Raw genomic sequence first — 21,499 nt, forward strand, 5'->3', positions numbered from 1 at the left:
TGAATATCAGCTTAAGAGCACCCGGTCAGATACTGCATCTTGAATTTTGGCAAATTCGTCCATTAATTTCGGAATGGTCAGTTTTACTTTTTCTTCAGCAGATGCCTCAAAAATGATTTTTCCGCGATTCATCATCAGCAATCTGTTTCCTAGATCAATCGCCTGCTGCATATTATGTGTAATCATAATCGTTGTTAAATTATATTCTTCAATAAATTTTTTCGTAAGCGACAGGACGACCTCTGCGCGTGCGGGATCTAATGCGGCTGTATGCTCATCAAGCAATAATATTTTCGGTTTCGTAAATGTTGCCATCAAAAGCGACAACGCCTGTCTTTCCCCGCCTGACAGCAATCCTACTTTCGCATTTAAACGGTTTTCTAATCCAAGCCCCAAAAGCGACAGCTGCTCCTTAAAATAATTTTTCCGCTTATTCGTTACACCTCTGGCCAAAGTTCGTTTATGAACACGGCCGTAAGCGATCGCCAAATTTTCTTCAATAGTCAACGTCGGCGATGTGCCTGACAACGGATTTTGAAACACTCTGCCGATATATTTTGATCGTTTATGCTCAGGAAGTGTTGTTATATTTACGCCGTCAAGCCAGACTTCCCCCTCATCGGGAAACAGCTTTCCAGCTATGATGTTCAGCAAAGTCGATTTCCCTGCGCCGTTGCTTCCAATAATCGTAATAAAATCGCCTTTTTCGACCTCTAAATGAATTCCATCTAAGGCGATTTTTTCATCCAATGACCCTTCGTTAAACACTTTATGAATGTGTTTTAGCTGAAGCAACTTGTTCACCCCGCTTTCTAGCCAATTTTCTTTTTTTCTCACGCCGTTTTTCTAAATATCGCGGGATGATTAACGCCAAAATGACGATACAAGCTGTAATTAATTTTATATCGCCTGTTTCAAAAAAGTTAAATCTAAATGCAAAGGCGACTATGAAACGATAAATGACAGCACCGATTATAACAGCTAAGGTAGCCCGAACAATCGTCTTGCTGCCGACAATTGCCTCTCCAATAATAACGGAAGCAAGCCCGATCACAATCATTCCAATTCCCATATTGGCATCGCTGAAGCCATTATATTGGGCGACAAGCGCACCTGACAAAGCAACCAAACCATTTGACAATCCTAATCCTAATACTTTAAGAAAGTTTGTATTCGCCGAAAAACTTTTAATCATTTCTTCGTTATCTCCGACAGCTCTTATAGCAAGTCCGATTTCCGTTTTTAAGAAGTAATCAAGGATGAGCTTTAAAAAAGCGACCAATAACACCATTGAAATGATGACTGACCATGTGGTCGGGGAAAAAGAAATGACGCTCTTAACGGCTTGATCGATCGGTGCCAGCGCATCGGCCAGCTTTGAGAAAAGCGTTTCCTCCTGTAAAAGCGAAACATTCGATTTTCCCATAATTCGCAAATTAATGGAATAAAGAGCGATCATCATTAATATACCGGATAACAACGGATTAATTTTCCCATACGAATGCAAAATTCCCGTTAAGATCCCAGCTAGAAAGCCGACAATCATTCCGGCAATCGTCGCCATAACAGGATGAGCTCCGTCTATGATCATGACGGCTGCGACGGCAGCTCCAGTAACGAAGCTACCGTCAACCGTTAAATCTGGAAAATCTAATATTCTAAAAGATAAATAGACTCCGAGAGCCATTATTGCGTAAATAAGTCCCGCCTCAAGTGAGCCATATACTGCTGTCAGCATGTAAACACCCTTCCAAATTACTCAATAAACTCTGCTTCTTTGCTCCACTCGTCTAAAATCTTAACGTTCATCTCAGCTGCTGCTTTTTTATTAATAAGAAGCTTTAAGTTTTGCGGATATTGAACAGGCAGTTCAGACGGCTTTTTCCCTTCTGTTAAAATTTTTGCAGCCATTTCTCCTGCTTCATAGCCAATGTCATAATATTCAAATCCGTACGCAGCAAAACCGCCTTTTTTGACTGAATCTAATTCACCGACAAACAGCGGGATATCGTTTTCATTTGCAACGGAAATGACCGAATCAAGCGCAGAAACAACGGTATTGTCAGTGATAATGTAAAAACAATCGACTTTGCCGACAAGAGATTCAGCAGCTTGTTTCACTTCAGCTGAAGTAGAAACAGAAGCTTCGACAATTTTCAAATCCGTTCCTTCTGTCGCTTTTTTAACAAGGTCAATTTGCGCAACAGAGTTTTGTTCGCCTGAATTATAGATCATTCCTATTCTTTTGCCGTCTAAATATTGATCAATAAATTTCACCGTTTTCGGTATGGCATCAGGATGGGTATCAGTTGTTCCTGTTACATTCCCTCCTGGATTTTCCATCTCTTTCACAAGCCCGGCGCCGACAGGATCTGTTACGGATGTAAATACAATTGGAATATCCTTTGTAGCATTTGCTGCAGCAAGTGCACTAGGCGTTGCATTCGCAAAAATTAAATCGACATTATCTCCGACGAAGTTATTCGCAATCGTTTGGGTATTCGATTGATCCCCTTGAGCGTTTTGAATATCATAATCTACATTTAACCCTTTATCTTTAATTGCTTGTTGAAATCCCTTCAATGCCTCATCCAGCGACGGGTGCGCTACAAATTGAGTGATACCAATTTTAAATGTTTCTTTCTTCCCTTCTTCACTATTGCTTTCGCTGTTAGACCCTTTGCTGCTTCCACAACCTGACAGCACGAGGAGCGCCATCAAAAAAATTCCTCCGATTGCTCCTATCCTAGTTTCCAAAATTTTCTTCCCCCTTTTTTACTTTTATGCTTTAAATTATAACAATATATTTTTGATTTTCAATTATTTTCTGACGAATTTTCCAAAAAAATAAGGATGCCAACATACTGCATCCTTACAGAAAATGGAACACTATTCTATCAAAATGAAGTTTGCAAGTAGCTTTAAGTTTATGAAATGTTCGGCAAAAGGCTGTCCCATAATTTTGCTAATATAATTTCTCTTTAATCAATATGTAACGACAACCCTGTTTTCGCCAGCTTGATCGATCCATTAAAAATCGTTTTAGCTTCTTCTATCAATTCTTCATGATTGCCTTTATGAGGCAAATGAGTCAGCAAAAGTTCTTTTACATTTGCTTCCTTAGCAATTGTCGCAGCTTCGTGGGAATTCATATGCCCAAACTTTTTGCCGTCTTCATTCGCATACATATTGCATTCGCATATAAGCAAGTCCGCATTTTTGCTGAAAGGAATGAATTCATTTTTAAAGCTTGAATCTGCCGTGTATACAACCGTTTTATGTCCTGAAGTAAATCTCATGGCAAAACAGTCAACAGGATGATCTGTTTTTAAAAATGTAATCGTAAACGGACCGATCGAAATCGATTGATCAGGATCGTATGAAATTCCTTTTGTCACATTCAAATGTGTGAGTCTATCAAATTCTTTTGTATCAAGGCTATGTCCGTAAATGGGCAAAATTTTGTTTGATTTTTGCAGCATGCCGGTAATTTGTCTTGCATATTGCAGCGGTCCAATATCCGCAATGTGATCATGATGATAATGAGAAAGGATCACAGCATCTAAATCTGAAAGTGATACAAAATTTTGCAGCTGTGATAATACAGCACTTCCGCAATCAACTAACAGGTTAAACCCCTTTTCCTGAAATAAATAGCCTGATGTAGCCTCATTCGCTTCTGGATAGCCTCCCCAGAACCCTACAACTGTTACTTTCATCACCCTTATCCTCCTCAATAAGAAAAAATGTTTTAAAACAGTATTGACATTTTCCGTTCTGTTATAATACAATGTTAATAACAACAGCACGGGGGGATAAAAAATGTTAGGACAAAAAATCACTGAATTTTTTAGAAACTTACCAAGAAAAAAATGTATTGAATGCGGAAAAGAAATTGAAGAACAGCACGAATGCTACGGGAACAAATGCAATCATTGCTTACATGTAAAATAAATTTATTCAGGCAATTCTAAAAAGAATTGCCTGAATATTTTTTCTCTTCTCTTAACCTGTACTAATACACATTGTAATTGGCTAGCTTTGAAGAATCCCTTACAATTAATGTAAGAGGCAAAAGATGCACCTCTCTCTCTTTATACCGTCTCGTTTTTATTTTTTCCATCATCACTTCCATTGCTAAATGACCCATTTCTTTCACCGGCTGATTAACCGTCGTAATCATAGGCTCCATCAGTTCAGTTATAGCCTGATTGTCAAACCCGACGACCGCTAATTCTTCCGGGACACGGACGCCAAGTCTCTTTGACTCAGAAATCATCCCGGCTGCCACTTCATCAGAACCTGTGAAGACTGCCGTTGGAGCTTCAACCATCTCCATCATTTTCCTCAAGACATTTTTTCCGTCTTCAAATGTAAATACATTTCGGAAAATATATTGCTCAGGAAGGTACAATCCGGCTTCACGAAGGGCTTTTCGAAACCCTTCTTCCCTAGCTCTCGAAACATTACTGTTTACATTTCCGCAGCAAAAAGCAATTTTATTGTATCCTTGATCGATTAAATGCTTAGTTGCAACATACCCTCCGTAGTTTTGATCCATATGAATCATCGGGACATTTGCCTGTTCATCGAATTCGTTGCATAAAATAATCGGACCGTATTCTAAAAACGGCTCAACAGCCTCCCAACCATTTAGCAATGTCGTCATAATCACTCCATCTACTTGTTTCGTTTTTAACAAGTTTAAATAGTCTAATTCTTTTTTTGCTGAATATAACGTTTGACAAACAATCAATTGATAATGGTATTGAGACGCAACGATTTCCAGCGATTCAACAAATTGTCCAAAAAACGGGTTCATAACCCTAGGAATAATGACAGCAATAATTTCAGTTTTTTGATTTCTTAAACTTCTAGCTGAAGAATTAGGTACATACCCTAATTGCTTCATTGCTTCTATCACTAATTGTTTTTTTTCCTCCGATACGTAAGGCTGATTATTTATCACCCTTGAAACTGTCGTTTTCGATAAACCAGCCAGTTTTGCCACATCTTCAATTGTAGCCACTTTCATTCCTCCAAAAACTTTGGGATCCCTTGATTTTCTTTTGATTATAGATCAATGGTCAACAGATGTGCAATGAATTTTTTACATCTTTCCATATCGCTTTTTCTAAAAAAACAGAAATGCTAACTTGTTCAACAAATATATATTTTCTTCAATTTGAATTGTCGGACTTTAAACAACGGGAACCAACCAAGGCGTTTTAAAGATCAGAAGTCGGAAGCGTCAAAACTTGCTAAAATGGATGCCTCCTCTGAAAAAATAAGAGACAAGCCTGCCTTTTAAGCTTGTCCCAAATGTAAAAATTGAAGAACATCTTTCACCGCTTTTTTACCTTGATCAATGCAGTCCGGGATCCCCAATCCTTCAAAAGAAGCACCCGTTAAATATATTCCGGGGTATTTTTGTCCCATAATACTTTTTATATTTCTTATGTTGTCAAGGTGTCCGACAATGTATTGTGGCATTGCTTCCCTCAATCTTGTAACAATAGAAAAAATCGGTTCTCCTTTTACCGGCATCAATCGATTTAAGTCATCCAAAACGGTTTGAATGATCACATCATCCGGCTGGTCAACAACCGCTTCATCTCCTGCTTTTCCAACATACGCTCTTAGCAGCGTTTTGCCCTTCGGAGCAGTATGCGGCCATTTTTTGTTGGTCCATGTACAAGCAGTAATCGTATAGCCGCTGTTTCTCGAAACAACAAACCCCGTTCCATCTGCGGGCAGCTGAACAGCTTCTTCCGGAAAAGCCATTGCAACGGTTGCAACAGATGTTGAAGGCATTTTTTTGAAATAAGCGAGTGTTTGCTGCTCATTCGGAAACATAGATGGAATAGCATCATGCTGAGCGGTAATGACTATCGCATCCGCCTTGTCAACAGTTCCGTCAGATAATTCCAAATGGTAGAGATCATCTTCCATTTTAATCTCCGAAACTTTTATTCCTTTTTTCACTACCGTATGATCCAATTGGCGTTCTATTGCTTCAACAATCGATTGCAAACCAGTTGAAACGGTTTGAAAAATCCCTTTATGTTGCTCCTGTTGTTGTTTTTGATTAGACTTTTGCGCCTGCTTGGCCATTCCTAAAATTAAACTGCGATGCTTTTGTTCAATTTCATAAAAGTGCGGAAAGATTGCTAATAAACTTAAATTATAAATATCTCCTGCATAAATCCCGGAAAGAAGCGGTTCAATCAAATTTTCAACCACTTCGCTGCCGAGCCTGCGTCCAAAAAATCCGCCTAATGACTGATCTCCGTCCACTTTTTTCTTCGGCAGGAAAAGGTCAAACGAAGCCCGCAGCTTGCCAGTTAACGAAAACAAACCGGAGGTGGCGAAAGAAGCAATATTTGTTGGCACGCCCATAACCGCTCCTTTTGGGATCGGATGGAGCTTGTCGCCGACAAGGACAAAAGATTGCCCCACGTCATTGTTCACCAAATAATCTCCGAGCCCTACGTCCTTTGCAAGCTGCGTAGCGCTTTTTTTCCGCTCCAAAAAGGAATCCGGACCTCTTTCAATGATAAATCCGTCCCTTTTTATCGTTTCTATTTTTCCTCCTAATCGCGGCTTCGCTTCAATCAGCACAACATCTATTGGAAGATGATTTTTTTTAATTTCTGACTGCAAGTAGAACGCAACTGAAAGCCCAGTTATTCCCCCGCCAACAATTGCTACTTTTTTTCTTCCCATAAAATCTCCTTCTTATTTTGACATTCCTAAGTGTTTTAACACGACTGTAGCTAAACAATCGATGAATTCAGGTTTTGCATTCGGCATTTCTGGACGATAATAAGCTGCTCCAAGCTCGTCTGTTACTGCCTTGCACTCGACATCGTTATCGTATAGAACTTCCAAGTGATCAGCCACAAAACCTACTGGAGCATAAACAAACGTCCGGTATCCTTTTTGTTCAAACAGATCTCTTGTTAAATCTTGAACATCTGGTCCGAGCCACGGCTCTGGAGTATTGCCTTCACTTTGCCAGCCAACAGCAAAATGCTGCACTCCGGCTTCTTTTGCAATTAATTCAGCTGTTTCTTGTAATTGATCTGGGTAAGGATCCCCTAATTGAACAATTTTTTCCGGCAGACTGTGTGCTGAAACAATTAATACAGCTTTTTCCCGTTCTTCTTCAGTCATTTTCGCGTACGTTTCTTTTATTTGTTTAGCCCAATATTCAATAAATTTCGGTTCTCTATACCAGCTTTCGATAGAAGTGATGGAAGGCCCTCCGAGTTTTTTTGCAATTTCCTTTGCCCTGCCGTTGTACGACTTAATGCTGAAGGTCGAATAGTGCGGAGCTAAAACGATGCTGACCGCCTCAGTGATTCCATCTTTATTCATTTGTTCAACTGCATCTTCAATAAACGGCTCAATATGTTTTAATCCTAAATACATATGGAATTCTATTTCATTTTGAATATGATTTAAATGCTTTTCTAAGCCTTTCGCTTGTTCTTCTGTTATTTTAGCAAGAGGAGAAATGCCTCCGATCGCCTTGTATCGTTCTTTTAAATCTTCCAGACTTTCTGGATCAGGCTTTCTTCCATGGCGAATGTGGGTGTAATAGCGTTCAATATCCTCTTCTTTATATGGTGTACCATAAGCCATCACTAACAAACCCATTTTTTTCTTCGACATTACGTGCACCTCCAAAATTCAAGTTGATCATTTTTTTCGATCTATTTTTGCGTATAATCATGAATAAATTCCGTTAATTTTTTTAATGTTTCCGGTTTTACTTGTGGAAAGACGCCATGTCCAAGGTTAAAAATAAAACCTGGCTGTTTCATTCCTTCATCTAAAATAGCCTTTACCCGTTCTTTCACAAAATCCCACGGCGCAAGCAAAACTGCCGGATCAAGATTTCCCTGCAATGTTTTGGAAATCCCCATTTCTCTGGCAGCAGAAATCGACAGACGCCAATCTAAACCGATCACGTCTAAAGGCAAATCATTCCATTCTTTTACTAAATGTCCTGCTCCCACTCCAAACATAATAAGCGGCGCCTCTTTTTCCTTTAATTCCGAAAAAATGCGGTTCATCACCGGCTTAATATAATATCGATAATCAGAAGCATTTAATGCCCCGACCCATGAATCAAAAATTTGCACCGCTTTAACTCCTGCATCAATTTGCGCTTTCACGTATGTAATGGTCATATCGGCAAGCTTTTCCATTAAAAGAAACCAAGCTTCTGGTTCAGCATACATGAATGCCTTTGTTTTGTTATAATTTTTGGAAGGGCCTCCCTCAATCATGTAGCTGGCAAGAGTAAATGGTGCTCCGGCAAATCCAATCAACGGAACATTCAGCTGCTCATTGACTAAAAGCTTAATCGTATCTAAAACATATGGAACATCTTCCTCAGGATGAATTTCACCAAGTTTTTTTACATCCTCCAGCGACCTGATCGGATTTTCAATAACAGGCCCTGTTCCCGCTTTAATTTCAACTTGAACTCCAAGGGCAGGCAGCGGCGTCATAATATCTTTATATAAAATTGCGGCATCAACCCCGTACTGCTCGACAGGAAGTCTAGTGACATATGCACAAAGCTCTGGTTGATGAGTAATTTCAAATAAGCTGTATTTTTCTTTTAACGCCCGGTATTCAGGCTGGGATCTCCCGGCTTGCCTCATATACCAAACAGGAACATAGTCCGCCGCTTCGCCTCTGCACGCTTTTAAAAAAGTATCATTAAAGCTTTTCTTCCTATCCATGTAAATCCCCCTTTAAAAACGATTCCTTTCTAATACTCTTTTTAAACTATACCTCTTCCCGTGCCCGATTGTATAGGAATATAAGGGAAATGTCATAAAATCGACGAAAGATCTTTCCAGCATTTTGTTATTCCCAGCGCGGGCTGACAAAATCAGTACCTTCCCCTTCCTGATGGGTTTGCGGATTATAAGGGACAACTTGATAAAAATGCTCTGAAAAAATGTTAATATACGGTATTTCATATTCTCCTTTTCCCTTTACAGATCCGACCAATTTCTTGCTTTCTCCGCTTCGTTCATAAATTCGGTATACGACCCGGTCATCATCTTGGGCAGGCCATTTTAATGTCACTTTAAATAATTGAAGTGCGTGAAATTGATATGTGGCGGAAAGCGAAGGGATTCGTGAAAGCCTGATTGGTTTTTCTAAATCTTTCACTTTTTTCGGAATCGTAAAGGATGTTTTTTCCTCAAATTTCAAACCGCTTAAAATATTTTTAAACATTTTCGTTGGATAATCGCTCCCACCCTTTAAAAAATGTTCTTCATCTGTCCGGTCATATCCGATCCACACTGCCCCCGTCACGTCAGGAGTATATCCCACAAACCATGCGTCCATCACGGCGCCCTTTTTTCCAGGAAATGATGTCGTACCCGTTTTTCCAGCTAAAGCTCCTTCATATTGTCCCGCTTTGGCAGTTCCTTCTTTAACAACCTGCTCCAGCATCCTCGTCATATTCCACGAGGTTTGCGGAGAAAAAACTTGATATTTTTGTTTTTTTACTTCTGCCACTACATCGCCGTTGGCATTCACAATTTTTTGTATGAAATACGGCTTGCTGTATTGACCATTATTGGCAAAAGTTCTGTATGCATTTGCCAAATCAAACGGCGACACGCCGTACTTTAGTCCTCCTAAAGCAATCGCCAGTCCTTTATCCTCAATATAAATCCCGTTTTTCTCTAAATACTCTTTGCTTTTATCGATTCCAAGCTTATCGAGCACCCATACAGAAGGAGCATTTTTTGAATGAATGAGCGCATCAAACATGGTTACATGTCCATCATAACGTCCATCGTAATTGCTTGGAGAGTATCCTTTATAATCCAATTTCTCATCTTTTAGAAGAGAATAAGGCTGAAAAAGTCCTTCCTCCATTGCCGGAGCATATACAGCTATCGGCTTAAACGTTGACCCCGGCTGGCGCCTCGCTGTCAATCGATTAAATCCTTTGGAAACATAATTTCGCCCGCCGATCGCAGCAAGCACACCGCCTGTTTTATTATCTAATAAAATAAAAGCGCCTTGAGCATCATCTTTCGTACCTTGAAAATAAGCCTTTTCTTTAAAAACTTTGAATGCTTTTTCCTGAACATCGATATTGATCGGAACGGTAATTTTATATCCGCCTTTTAGGAGTTCTTCATTTGAAAGATGATACTTATTTTCCGCTTCCTCAAATACCATGTCAATATAGGCGGACAGCCAAGGCTTATCTTCCGTTTTATGAATATTCAGACCTAATGTTTTCCCCTGGCTTCTGACAGCTTGCTCCGGAGAAATATAGTTTTCGCGCTCCATTAAGGTTAATATCGCATTTCTTCTTTCTAAGCTTTTTTCTGGGTGCAAAATCGGAGAATAGGCTGCTGGAGCCTTCGGCAGGCCGGCTAGCAGCGCCCCTTCTTCAATAGTCAGTTCAGAGGCATCTTTATTGAAAAAAAATTTTGATGCAGACTGGATGCCGTATACGCCATGTCCAAAATAGATTTGATTCAAATACATCTCTAAAATTTTTCTTTTGCTATATTTCTGTTCAAGATAAATGGCAATGATAGCTTCTGTCATTTTTCTCAAAACCGTTTTATCGTTTGTTAAAAAAACATTTTTGGCGAGCTGTTGGGTGATTGTACTGCCGCCCTCTACTTTTTTGAAAGCAGCAATGTCCTTGAACAGCGCCCTTGAAATTGCCCGAAAATCAATGCCGTGATGCTCATAAAACCTTTTATCTTCAACAGCGATGAAAGCATTTTGTACATGCTTCGGAACTTTATCAATATCGATGATCTCTCTGTTTTCTAAATATAATTTCGTAATGGGCCGTCCTTCTTGATCGATCAAAGAGGTCGCAGAATGCAAAACAAGCTTTTTTTCATCCACAACGATAGCACCGATCCAAATCATGGCAAAGTATGCGATAATACTTAACACAGCAGCAGCTAAAACGATTCCCGAGATCATCTTTATTTTTTTCAACAATGTTTTCACCTCTGTTTAACTCCCATAATTAGTATTGTATAATTTTGGATACAGTATGTAACATGTTTAACTTTTTTCGCAAATTGTCAAGTGATTTTCGTGCGAGGTGACTGTTATGAATGTTTATATAGCTTTCGGCACTATTGAATATTTAAGCAAAATCAAAAAAAATAATCTAGCAGAATGCATGTTATTCATGCATGACGGTGAAAGCGCCGTCCTTATGCATGAAACAAAAGGAACAACAATTTTTAAAGAACCCAAAAAATATGAAATTATTGATAAAAGAGGAAGTATCTGCAGCGATGGAGGGTTTGCCGTGTTTACCTATATATCTGTTACAGATGAAGGAAAACCTCTATTTGAACAGCAATTTAAAGAGCTATCTCGATTCATTGAAAGCCATTCGGGCTTTGTTGCCTTAAGAGTTCTCCGCCCTCTTTTCAAAAACACTTATATCATTTTCACTTTATGGGAGACAGAACAAGATTTTAACAAATGGGATCAAAACGAAGCTTTTGCTAACCACTTTAAAAAAGCTTTAGGGATGAGCGATAAACTCATTTTTCCTTCTCCACCCCGAGTAAAGAAATATTATATTGTAAAAGATGAGAAGGAATGATTTAAAATGGAAAGAGAGAAGAATGGATCAAAACATGCAAAAATCGTTGAAACGGCTAAATACATCAAGCCTCATTTAATTTTAAAAAAATAAAGGGGAGAGGCGGAAAATATGACTTTATTATCAGTAGATCAGATTACCGGCGGGTACACAAATAAGCCTGTTTTAAAAAATGTTTCATTCACTGTAAACGAAAATGAAATGGTCGGTTTAATTGGATTAAACGGTGCGGGGAAAAGCACAACGATCAAGCATATCATCGGTTTGATGGAGCCAAGTGACGGGACTATTAAAATTAACGGCAAAACATTTCAGGAAGATCCGGTGCAATATCGAAAGCAATTTAGTTTTGTTCCTGAAACCCCTATTTTATACGAAGAAATGACGTTATTTGAGCATTTGCAATTGATGGCTATGGCGCACGGGATCAGTGAAGAGACATTTAACGAGCGGCTCGATCCTCTTTTAAAAACATTTCGAATGGAAAAGCAGTTGAAATGGTTTCCGGCACATTTTTCTAAAGGGATGAAACAAAAGGTCATGATTATGTGCGCTTTTTTAGTTCAGCCATCCCTTTACATAATTGATGAACCGTTTGTCGGGCTGGATCCGTTAGCCATTCACGCCCTGCTTGATCTCATGAATCAGGCGAAAAAACAAGGTGCTGGCATTTTAATGTCAACCCACATTTTAGCAAATGCAGAACGGTTTTGTGACACTTTTGTGATTTTGCACAACGGAACCGTCCGGGCTCAAGGAACTAAACTTGATCTGCAGGAGCAATTCAATATGCCTGGTGCAACATTGGACGATCTTTATATTCGGCTGACAAAGGAGCAAGACGATGAGATCAATCAATGATATTTGGCCTGCCCGTTTGGCAGCACATATAAAAGAAACACAAACATACTTGCGTTATATGCTGAACGATCATCTGCTTTTAGTGATTATGTTTTTATTAGGCGGAGGAGCCTATGCGTATCAGCAATGGCTTGACCAACTCCCACCTCATTTTCCATCAGCATTCTTAATGGCACTCTTGTTAGCATTAACGGTAACTTTTTCGCAAGTGCGCACGTTGTTAAAAGAACCTGACATCATCTTTTTACTGCCTATGGAAAAAGGATTAAACCATTATTTTCAGCGTGCTTTTATATACAGCTATATCCTTCAGACTGGCCAAATGATCGTATGCCTAATCATTCTTGCACCTTTATATTTTCAAAGCGGTGAAGGTGAAGGCATCAACTATTTATTCCTTATCTTCCAGCTTACGGTTATTAAATATTGGAATTTGTGGATTCAATGGAAAATGACGCATTTTCCGGAGCGGTTATCCCAGATAATGGATAAGTTTGTCCGATATGCTGTCAATTTCACGGTAATTTATTTGGCTGTTAAGGAAAGCATGCTGTCCCTGTTTATTTACGGCATGATGGCATTGGTAACCATTTATTTCTTCAAGATAACGAGGAACAAAACGCTGCAGTGGGAATTTTTAATTTTGCAGGAAAATCGCAAATTGCAATCATTTTATAGATTGGCCAATATGTTTACTGATGTGCCGAAACTGAAGGCTGAAGCAAAAAGACGGAAATGGATGGACTGGATTTTGTCTTTCATCCCTTACAAGCAATCAAATGTATTTTTATATATGTTTTCCAGATCCTTCATTCGTTCAGGAGATTATTTCGGATTGTTTATCCGCTTATTGATGATCGGCGTTATTGTCAGCATCTTTTTGCCTTTGTCACTTGTATCTTGCATCATTTTGCCGGCAGCTGTTCTCTTCCTAACCGGAATTCAATTAACGAGCTTATACAAGCATTATGATGCTCTTTTTATCGCTGACTTATATCCAGTTCCACAAAATGTAAAGAAAAAAAGCTTTTTACGCCTTCTTTTTACCATTCTTTTCATTGAGCTAGCCATTCTTACCATTGTTTTATTAACGCAAACGAATATTTTATTTGTCGGCGTCCAGCTGGCAATCAATGCGTTATTTGCATATATTTTTGTTTATATGTACTTTTCGGGAAAGTTTTTGGCACGATAAAGGAATGGAACGGAAGAATCTTCTTGGACATCTGTTTTTTATGGACGGTTTGAATAAACTTTATGGCATTTAAGGAAGCGTCCTAATTTATTTTCAACAGGAAGCTCTTTTTCATTTGGACCGTGAGAAAAAGCGTTCATTTTCCAAGCAACCTGTTTTGGCAGATGGCTGCGAATGCTAAAAACATTTCACAAAGCCAAATTTCCCTTACGGAGCCGGATTGTTTTTTTAAGAGCGAGCGTTTTTTTGACTTAACGCTTTTTGCTTATGCCGCCAATTTTGAAAAAAATTCTTGACAATGCTGAGAGCTTCCCGAGGCGTTAAATGCCTTTTCATATTTATCATCAAAAAACGCTCAATTTTTTTATTTTACACAACATAAAAAATAAATTAGTGGGTATGCTATTGACTGAAGAGGGTGACAACACACTTAAACAGATGTTTGTCATTAAAATTTTTTCATGTCGTGTTCTAACAAAAGTTTAAAGTGTCAAAAAGGAATACCATTCATTATTTGAAAATGGGGTGTTGACGAAAGACACTTTTAAATCGCTTTTTTAACATGTGCATTGAAACCCCTCTTCAAAGGAACGGACTTATGTTCGTTCCTTTTTATGTTTTCTTTCATTTTCAACACGTGGTAAAATAAAGAAAAAAATTGCGGGGAGTGTCATTATGAGCGATTGCATTTTTTGTAAAATTATTAACGGAGAAATTCCTTGTGCAAAAGTATACGAGGATGAACACGTTTTAGCTTTTATGGATATTATGCAGGTAACGAAAGGACATACACTCGTCATCCCAAAAGTACATAAAGAAAACGTTTTCGAGCTCACACCTGACATCTCAAGAAACTTTTTTGAAGCTGTTACGAAGGTCGCAAAGGCGGTAAAAAAACAATTGAATCCAAAAGGATTAAATTTAATCAATAACAATGGCGAAGAAGCCGGTCAAACAGTGTTTCATTACCATATGCACATAATTCCTCGACACGGAAAAGAAGATGGTTTAGGCATAGTATGGAAATCCCATCAAAATGATTATACTCCAGAAGATCTTGCACAGCTTGCTGAAACAATAAAAGGCGGATTGCAATAAAAAATAAACGGCTAAAGGATCCTAACAACAGGATCCTTACTGTTTTCTAACCGACACAAAATTTTTTATTTCCCCTCTCCTTTTTTCATGATAGGATGTTTTTATAAATGTGTTAAAAGGAGGACGAATCGTGGATCGAGTATACAATTTTAATGCAGGACCAGCAGCTATACCAGTCGAAGTATTACAAAAAGCTCAAGGCGAGCTGTTGAATTTCAATCATACAGGCATGTCCGTCATGGAGCTGAGCCATCGGAGCCAGGCGTATGATGAGGTTCACAATAATGCCAAGAGCTTATTGAAAGAATTGCTTAATATCCCTGATTCGTATGATGTGTTATTTTTACAAGGCGGGGCAAGTCTGCAATTTGCCATGATCCCGATGAATTTTTTGAATAATGAAAATATCGCCTATTATATTTTAAGCGGAGCATGGTCTGAAAAAGCGTTAAGCGAAGCAAAAAAATTTGGTGAAACAAATGTGTTGGCATCAAGCAAAGAGTCAAATTACACACACATCCCAAAACAATTCGAGGCAAATTCGCTCCAAAATGCTGCGTATTTGCATATTACGTCAAACAACACAATTTTTGGGACAGAGTGGCATGAGTTCCCAAGCACGAATGCACCGCTGATTGCGGATATGTCCAGCGATATTTTGAGCAGAGAGCTGAATATCGAACAGTTCGATCTCATTTACGCAGGGGCGCAAAAAAATCTAGGACCTTCCGGAGTCACTGTTGTCATCATTAAAAAAGATCTAATTGAAAAAGCAAATAAAAATGTACCAACTATTTTGAGCTATCAAACACATGCAAGCAAAAACTCTTTATATAACACTCCACCGACCTTTGCCATTTACATGCTTTCTCTAGTGTTGGAATGGGTAAAAGAACAAGGCGGAGTAGCTGAAATTGAACGCAGAAACAAACAAAAAGCTCAAATATTATATAACGCTATAGACGAAAGCGATGGCTTTTACAAAGGACATGCAGAAAAAGAAAGCCGCTCATTCATGAACGTAACATTTACGCTACCGTCTGATGAATTGACAAAAGCGTTTGTTCAAGAGGCAAAAGAAAATCGATTAATAGGTCTATCCGGTCATCGTTCTGTCGGTGGCTGCCGTGCATCCATTTATAATGCGGTAACGATTGAAGCATGTGAAAAGCTCGCCCAGTTTATGAAAGAATTCAGAAAAAAACATTAAAAGCCTATCCTAACTTTAACGATCATACGCTATAATAGTGGAAAGTTTATTAAAGATGAGAACAGAAGAGGAGAGTTTAGAGATGAGAACGAAAGAATTAGTCATTTTATCTTTATTTGTCGCCATCGGCGTTGCTCTTCATGCGATTGTGCCGCCCATATTTAACGGGATGAAGCCGGATATGATGCTGTTGATGATGTTTTTAGGAATTTTCTTGTTTCCTGGGATGACAAACGCCGGTCTGCTGGGCATTGCAACTGGCATATTATCCGGATTGACAACCAGTTTTCCCGGCGGACTCGTTCCGAATATTATTGATAAAATTTTGACGGCATTTTTAATATATTTTCTATTTCTAGCCTTAAAACCACTCAAACAAGCAATAGCAAGGGCGGGAATTTTAACAGTCATAGGAACATTAATTTCCGGCACAGTGTTTCTTTTAGCAGCGCTCTTACTTGTAGGTCTCCCAGGAGGCGCCGGATTTACTGCCTTGTTCCTTGCGGTTGTATTGCCGGCAACAGTTATCAATACAATTGCAATGGTGATTATTTATCCCATTGTTGAAAGCATTCTTAAACGTTCTAACGTTCTATCAGAAAATAAATAAAACAGATTGACCCGATCTATGATCGGGTTTTATTATTGTATATAATAAAGAAGAAAAGCTATTAAAAGTGACGTTAATCCGCCAATCGCTAAAACTGACGCCCTCTTTTTCAGAAGATGTTTTGGAGGATATGAACTCGCAGAATTGGCTAACTTCAAATTATAAAAAGCTCCTACAAGAAACAACATGCTAATGATAAAAAATAAAAAAATAACACCCGCCATAATTTCCCTCCCTTACTTTTAGTTTATGCATCTTCAACTAAGGATATGTTTTTATTGACGGATTTTGAAAACAAGGAACTATAGGAGTGGTAAAAATGTCAAAAGGCAAATCTTTTCTATATGGATTTTTCGTCGGCGGTGTTGTTGCCGGAGCAGCTGCACTGATTACGGCTCAAGCGAGGAACGGCAATGTTTTAAAAAAGACAAGATGCAATTTGCATAAGCTTGAAAACATATTTGGAGACTTGAAATCTGATGGGAAATCGTTAAAAAAGCAAATCGCACAATCAGCGAAAGAAGGCTTGCAAATTGCTAAAGAAGTCGCTGCAGATGTCAATCGGTCCATTCAAGCATGGCAGTTGGAAATTGATCCGAATAAAAAAAATTTGGAGCTGCATGTAAAAGAGATTAAAGATAAATTAACAGAGCTAGAAGATCAAATCAAAAAAGAAAGAAACTGACGCTTCAAGTTTGCGGAAGCCTTTTACAATTAAAAATATTAAGCATGTCAAAGAATTGGCAGGGTGTCAATTCTTTTTTGCTATAATTTATAATCATGAAAAATTGTTACAGTATAGAAAATCTTGATCGTTCTCATCATTCTTCGCAAAATTTATTACCGCTTCTATGTGTACTATTTTTAGTGTTTCACTATTTATTTAAAAATTTCGTAAATTACATCTTTATAAATCTTTATTTTATTGGCATAATAGAAGATATTAAAAATGTTAGTATTATACAAAGTAGGTGGAAAAATTGAAGAGATCGCTCGACAGCTATACGATAAAAGATGCCCTTCTGTTCAGCCAGCGTGTCGCTCAGCTAAGCAAAGCGCTTTGGAAATCCATTGAAAAGGATTGGCAGCGCTGGATTAAACCATATGATTTAAACATCAATGAACATCATATATTATGGATCGCCTATCATTTAAAAGGAGCCTCGATCTCAGAAATCGCAAAATTTGGGGTCATGCACGTATCGACGGCATTCAACTTTTCGAAAAAATTAGAAGAACGCGGTTATTTAAAATTTTCCAAAAAAGAAAATGATAAAAGAAATACTTACATACAATTAACAGAAAAAGGAGAGGAAGTGCTGCATAAGCTTCTTGAAGATTATGATCCATCCAAAAACACCGTTCTGAAAGGCGCGCTTCCGCTGCAAAATCTATACGGAAAATTTCCTGAAATGATCGAAATTACAGCAATTATCCGAAACATTTACGGAGACGATTTCATGACAATTTTTGAACGCTCATTCAATAATATCGAAAATGACTTTGTCATTGAAGACGGAAAAATCAAGAAAAAGAAAGATGTGGAGGAACATTCTTATTTAAAAACTACAGTGAATCAATAGTTCGTTTTAAGTCTTTCATTAATTCAGTATACAGCCCTTGTAAATAAAGGGCATCGATCGTTTCATTGACATCCAGCTTTGGCGTCAGCTGTCCGGCAAAAAGCGTAAGGAGATTTTCAAAATATACAAATCCTTGCGCTTTTTGCTCCTTATGCTCCTTTGCTAATTCATCGCATATGCGAAAAACCTCTTCTATTTCCTCCTTCATAAGCCCTTTTTCCATCACGAGCTTGTAGAAAGGATACATTTCAATATTCATCATTTTCATAAACAAAGACATATAATATTCTAGAGTTTCCAGTCTTCTTTCTAAATCTTTCATTCCATCACATCTTTCTTCGGTTCATAATGGGGGCTGAAAACTCCCCAAAAATTTACCATAAGCCTATCTTTTTTGTCATTATTTTGATATTGTAATAGGTATAAATGGAAGGGGGGATTTCAAATGCTATTATATTTTATCATTTTTGCCGTCTTCATTCTATTTTATATAAACAAACTGACAACTGCTCTTTGTTCCCTTCGTGAACTCCCTGAAGAAAAACAGTCAAACGTATTCCGCACCATTAATGTCTTAATTACCATTTTACTAATTTCATCATACATAGAAATTTCCTTTACTTAAAAGTTTTTTTACTTCATTAAAAAAGCCGGCAGAAAACCTCTTCTGCCGACTTTTTTGAAACCATTAATAGATCCAAGCTGCACCAACAATAATTAGTAAGATGAACAATACAACGATTAACGCAAAGCCTCCTCCGCTCATCACGACACCCCCTTTTTGTGTCTTTACTTTATCGTATGCACTGTTCTTTTTTTCGCATAGGCATTTGTCCTTCTTACTGGAATTTTCTTAACCCAAATTCGAAACGATTTTTCCATTACTTGGACAAACAGTTGCAAATCATATAGTTTCATGTCAAAATGTGAGTATATTTGTTTTAGATAGACATAAAAAGGTAGGAGTTGTAAAGTATGAAAAAATTTGCATTAGCGGTTATCGCAACGGCCAGCTTATTCGCTTTGAATGCATGTTCAAACGGTGCAAATGATGCGGTCGTTGAAACAAAAGCCGGAGATATTACGAAGGACGAATTTTATGAAGCATTGAAAAACCGTTTTGGTAAAGATGTTTTACAAGAACTTGTGCATGAAAAAGTATTAAGCGAAAAATTTAAAGTCTCCGACAAAGAAATTGATGAAGAGCTCGAAAAAATGAAACAGCAGTACGGCTCCCAGTACGATTTAATTGCTCAACAATACGGAGACAAGGTTTTGAGACAAATCGTGAAGGTCGACTTGCTCCGCAAGAAGGCAACAGAAGCGAATATTAAAATTACAGATAAAGATTTAAAAGAATATTATGATTCATTGAAAGGAAAAGTACGCGCCAGCCACATTTTAGTGGAAGATGAAAAAACAGCGAAAGAAGTAAAAGAAAAACTTAATAAAGGCGAAAAATTTGAGGATTTGGCAAAAGAATATTCGATCGACGGATCTGCCTCCAACGGCGGAGATCTTGGATGGTTTGGCAAAGGCCAGATGGTGAAAGAATTTGAAAATGTGGCATTTAAATTAAAAGAAGGAGAAATCAGCGATCCTGTTAAAACAGAATACGGTTACCACATTATTAAAATCACTCAGACGGTAAAACCATTCGAAGAAATGAAAGACAGCCTGAAAGAAGATGTCAAAAAACAGAAAATATCTGATCCGTCATTGATGCAGGAAGCTATTGACAAAGCAATTAAAAACGCAGATGTAAAAGTAAACGACAAAGATCTAAAAGATTTGTTTGAAACCCAAAATTAACATATGGCATATAGAAGAAAGGGGGACTAAAAGCAAAGCTTCGTCCCCCTTTTTAGCATTCAAAACATGTGAGCGTATATAAATGTTTTTTTATCAACCTGCACCAGCTTTGCCGGGTTGACAATGGATCTTTTTATCCGGATTAAAGCAGCTCACGTTTTGTCTGATGTCTTTTGACTGTTTGATGATGTTTTTCCGAAAATCGTCGCGCTCCCGCTGGTCGGATAGAGGAAATTGAAAGCATAGTAGAAAAGCTGACACAATTTTGTTTCTAATTTGCAGATGTCATCTTTTCTTTCGCTCGCTTTTCTTTTTCTTTTTTCATTCTTTCGATATATACATTTCCTTCCCGCTCAATAAAAATTTCTTCTATTTCTTTGTCTTTTTTAGCTGTTTTATATGCCATATATGCACTAAAAATAATTCCAACAATACATAAATATACCCACCACGGCAGAAACGTCATTCCATCTCCTCCTTGCATAGACAAGCTTTTTTATTTCATTTTATGCAAGGGGCTCTATATTATGATTCTCTATCGATGAAATGACGGTTTATAGAATGAGCGATTGTCCAGAGCGAAAATCCGTTCCGTAAATTCTCCCGGCTTGACTCGTTCAAGCGCCCGGTCCAGCATGTTCATTTTTGCATCGATATTATCAATATGATGGAGAATTTCCGCTTCCTTAACCATCGGCATTTTCGGACTTCCCCATTCCGGTTTCCCGTGATGGCTCAATACCATATGCTGCAAAATGACGACCTCTTCGCCGGAAATCCCAAGTTCCTTCGCAGCTTCTCCAATTTCGTTTACCATGATGGAAATATGCCCAAGCAAATTCCCTTCAACTGTATAAGAAGTGGAAATGGGGCCCGACAGTTCAATTACTTTGCCAAGATCATGAAGTATGACCCCGGCATATAATAAATCCTTGTCTAAACTCGGATAAAAGTCAGCAATCGCTTTGGCAAGATCAAGCATGGAAACAACATGATAGGCAAGGCCTGATACATATTCATGATGGTTTTTCGTCGCCGCCGGATATAAGAGAAAAGCGCTTTGATGCTTGTTCATCAAGAATCTTGTTATCCGTTGAATGTTTGGATTTTTCATTTCAAATATGTATTTCGTAATTTTTTCAACCATTTCTTCTTGAGATAATGGCGCTCTTTCTACAAAATCCTGTACATTTAAATTTTCATGCGGCTCTGCCAATCGGATGTTGCGGATTTTCAGTTGATTTCTTCCCCTGTAATGATGGATATCGCCAAATATTTTAACAATCTGTTGAGGCAGATAATTTTCTTCATCTTCTTTGCTCACATCCCATAGTTTTGCTTCAATTTCCCCGGAACGGTCTTGCAAAATTAACGTTAAAAAAGGTTTTCCATTGCTTGCAATACCTTTTGTTACTGATTTTATCAGCAAAAAAAGATCTACCTGCTCCCCAACATTGTAATGAATAATTCCTTTAGCCATCGTATTCTCCTT

At 38.2% G+C, this 21,499-nt stretch carries 24 protein-coding genes; 11 read left to right on the forward strand and 13 right to left on the reverse strand.

What is annotated here, in order from left to right; genetic code table 11:
• Window positions 1–6: 6 nt before the first annotated feature.
• The 4 genes from NSR00_RS08880 to NSR00_RS08895 form a co-directional block, all read right to left on the reverse strand.
• Window positions 7–795 (reverse strand): ABC transporter ATP-binding protein, encoded by a 789-nt coding sequence (locus tag NSR00_RS08880; RefSeq protein WP_063387326.1) that lies wholly within the window; start codon window positions 793–795, stop codon window positions 7–9.
• Window positions 770–1,738 (reverse strand): ABC transporter permease, encoded by a 969-nt coding sequence (locus tag NSR00_RS08885; protein WP_339210262.1) that lies wholly within the window; start codon window positions 1,736–1,738, stop codon window positions 770–772. Before NSR00_RS08885 ends, NSR00_RS08880 begins: the two co-directional genes overlap by 26 nt.
• A gap of 17 nt (window positions 1,739–1,755) precedes the next feature.
• Window positions 1,756–2,718, reverse strand: coding sequence for an ABC transporter substrate-binding protein (locus NSR00_RS08890; protein WP_340789196.1), 963 nt, complete (start codon window positions 2,716–2,718; stop codon window positions 1,756–1,758).
• A gap of 263 nt (window positions 2,719–2,981) precedes the next feature.
• Window positions 2,982–3,719: an MBL fold metallo-hydrolase gene (locus NSR00_RS08895; RefSeq protein ID WP_340788188.1), complete on the reverse strand. Its 738-nt coding sequence runs from the start codon at window positions 3,717–3,719 to the stop codon at window positions 2,982–2,984.
• A 103-nt stretch (window positions 3,720–3,822) separates the two neighbouring features.
• Here NSR00_RS08895 and yhfH point away from each other — a divergent pair, with 103 nt between their 5' ends.
• Window positions 3,823–3,954: a protein YhfH gene (gene yhfH, locus NSR00_RS08900; protein ID WP_065095529.1), complete on the forward strand. Its 132-nt coding sequence runs from the start codon at window positions 3,823–3,825 to the stop codon at window positions 3,952–3,954.
• A gap of 61 nt (window positions 3,955–4,015) precedes the next feature.
• On the opposite strand, the gene NSR00_RS08905 is transcribed toward yhfH, so the two are convergent.
• The 5 genes from NSR00_RS08905 to NSR00_RS08925 all read right to left on the reverse strand — a co-directional run bounded on the left by NSR00_RS08905 (window position 4,016) and on the right by NSR00_RS08925 (window position 10,998).
• Entirely contained in the window at window positions 4,016–5,029 is a 1,014-nt protein-coding gene (locus NSR00_RS08905; protein WP_340788190.1) for a LacI family DNA-binding transcriptional regulator, read from the reverse strand.
• A 278-nt stretch (window positions 5,030–5,307) separates the two neighbouring features.
• Complete coding sequence (hemY, locus tag NSR00_RS08910; RefSeq protein ID WP_340788192.1) at window positions 5,308–6,726, reverse strand: protoporphyrinogen oxidase; 1,419 nt, start codon at window positions 6,724–6,726, stop codon at window positions 5,308–5,310.
• 12 nt (window positions 6,727–6,738) lie between these two features.
• The gene (gene hemH, locus NSR00_RS08915; RefSeq protein WP_340788193.1) at window positions 6,739–7,677 is read right to left on the reverse strand and encodes a ferrochelatase; all 939 of its coding nucleotides are present in this window, start codon (window positions 7,675–7,677) and stop codon (window positions 6,739–6,741) included.
• Window positions 7,678–7,718: 41 nt separating this feature from the next.
• On the reverse strand, window positions 7,719–8,759 hold the full coding sequence (hemE, locus tag NSR00_RS08920) for a uroporphyrinogen decarboxylase (RefSeq protein ID WP_340788196.1): 1,041 nt from the start codon (window positions 8,757–8,759) through the stop codon (window positions 7,719–7,721).
• 127 nt (window positions 8,760–8,886) lie between these two features.
• Entirely contained in the window at window positions 8,887–10,998 is a 2,112-nt protein-coding gene (locus NSR00_RS08925) for a transglycosylase domain-containing protein (RefSeq protein WP_327856438.1), read from the reverse strand.
• Window positions 10,999–11,131: 133 nt separating this feature from the next.
• Between NSR00_RS08925 and NSR00_RS08930 the strand changes: the two genes are divergently transcribed.
• From NSR00_RS08930 to NSR00_RS08965, 8 genes are all read left to right on the forward strand, one after another.
• Window positions 11,132–11,638 carry an antibiotic biosynthesis monooxygenase family protein gene (locus NSR00_RS08930; RefSeq protein WP_063387319.1) on the forward strand — a complete coding sequence of 169 codons (507 nt, stop codon included), beginning with the start codon at window positions 11,132–11,134 and terminating at the stop codon, window positions 11,636–11,638.
• A gap of 111 nt (window positions 11,639–11,749) precedes the next feature.
• Window positions 11,750–12,499 (forward strand): ABC transporter ATP-binding protein, encoded by a 750-nt coding sequence (locus tag NSR00_RS08935; protein ID WP_340788198.1) that lies wholly within the window; start codon window positions 11,750–11,752, stop codon window positions 12,497–12,499.
• A complete protein-coding gene (locus tag NSR00_RS08940) occupies window positions 12,483–13,694 on the forward strand; it encodes an ABC transporter permease (protein WP_340788201.1) in 1,212 nt (403 codons plus the stop codon). Before NSR00_RS08935 ends, NSR00_RS08940 begins: the two co-directional genes overlap by 17 nt.
• A 675-nt stretch (window positions 13,695–14,369) precedes the next feature.
• Window positions 14,370–14,792, forward strand: coding sequence for an HIT family protein (locus NSR00_RS08945; RefSeq protein ID WP_063387316.1), 423 nt, complete (start codon window positions 14,370–14,372; stop codon window positions 14,790–14,792).
• A 130-nt stretch (window positions 14,793–14,922) separates the two neighbouring features.
• Entirely contained in the window at window positions 14,923–16,002 is a 1,080-nt protein-coding gene (gene serC, locus NSR00_RS08950) for a 3-phosphoserine/phosphohydroxythreonine transaminase (protein ID WP_340788203.1), read from the forward strand.
• A gap of 82 nt (window positions 16,003–16,084) precedes the next feature.
• A complete protein-coding gene (locus NSR00_RS08955; protein WP_063387314.1) occupies window positions 16,085–16,612 on the forward strand; it encodes a tryptophan transporter in 528 nt (175 codons plus the stop codon).
• A gap of 319 nt (window positions 16,613–16,931) precedes the next feature.
• Complete coding sequence (locus NSR00_RS08960) at window positions 16,932–17,297, forward strand: hypothetical protein (RefSeq protein WP_340788207.1); 366 nt, start codon at window positions 16,932–16,934, stop codon at window positions 17,295–17,297.
• 295 nt (window positions 17,298–17,592) lie between these two features.
• On the forward strand, window positions 17,593–18,195 hold the full coding sequence (locus NSR00_RS08965) for an HTH-type transcriptional regulator Hpr (RefSeq protein WP_144597110.1): 603 nt from the start codon (window positions 17,593–17,595) through the stop codon (window positions 18,193–18,195).
• On the opposite strand, the gene NSR00_RS08970 is transcribed toward NSR00_RS08965, so the two are convergent.
• Window positions 18,179–18,517 (reverse strand): DUF1878 family protein, encoded by a 339-nt coding sequence (locus NSR00_RS08970; RefSeq protein WP_063387310.1) that lies wholly within the window; start codon window positions 18,515–18,517, stop codon window positions 18,179–18,181. The two genes, NSR00_RS08965 and NSR00_RS08970, sit on opposite strands and share 17 nt — an antisense overlap.
• 123 nt (window positions 18,518–18,640) lie before the next feature.
• Here NSR00_RS08970 and NSR00_RS08975 point away from each other — a divergent pair, with 123 nt between their 5' ends.
• The gene (locus NSR00_RS08975) at window positions 18,641–18,820 is read left to right on the forward strand and encodes a hypothetical protein (protein ID WP_340788210.1); all 180 of its coding nucleotides are present in this window, start codon (window positions 18,641–18,643) and stop codon (window positions 18,818–18,820) included.
• A gap of 63 nt (window positions 18,821–18,883) precedes the next feature.
• Here the strand turns inward: NSR00_RS08975 and NSR00_RS08980 are convergent, their stop codons facing one another.
• Window positions 18,884–18,961, reverse strand: coding sequence for a YjcZ family sporulation protein (locus NSR00_RS08980; protein ID WP_340789200.1), 78 nt, complete (start codon window positions 18,959–18,961; stop codon window positions 18,884–18,886).
• 209 nt (window positions 18,962–19,170) lie between these two features.
• On the opposite strand from NSR00_RS08980, the gene NSR00_RS08985 reads away from it, so the two are divergent.
• On the forward strand, window positions 19,171–20,007 hold the full coding sequence (locus NSR00_RS08985) for a peptidylprolyl isomerase (protein WP_066248925.1): 837 nt from the start codon (window positions 19,171–19,173) through the stop codon (window positions 20,005–20,007).
• 271 nt (window positions 20,008–20,278) lie between these two features.
• Here the strand turns inward: NSR00_RS08985 and NSR00_RS08990 are convergent, their stop codons facing one another.
• Both NSR00_RS08990 and yhaM read right to left on the reverse strand, forming a co-directional pair.
• Window positions 20,279–20,473 (reverse strand): sporulation YhaL family protein, encoded by a 195-nt coding sequence (locus NSR00_RS08990; protein ID WP_063387307.1) that lies wholly within the window; start codon window positions 20,471–20,473, stop codon window positions 20,279–20,281.
• Window positions 20,474–20,542: 69 nt separating this feature from the next.
• A complete protein-coding gene (gene yhaM / locus NSR00_RS08995) occupies window positions 20,543–21,487 on the reverse strand; it encodes a 3'-5' exoribonuclease YhaM (RefSeq protein ID WP_066248928.1) in 945 nt (314 codons plus the stop codon).
• Window positions 21,488–21,499: the final 12 nt, after the last annotated feature.

The sequence above is a fragment of the Aeribacillus sp. FSL K6-8394 genome, from assembly GCF_038008865.1.
GTDB classification, from domain to species: Bacteria; Bacillota; Bacilli; order Bacillales; family Aeribacillaceae; genus Aeribacillus; species Aeribacillus composti.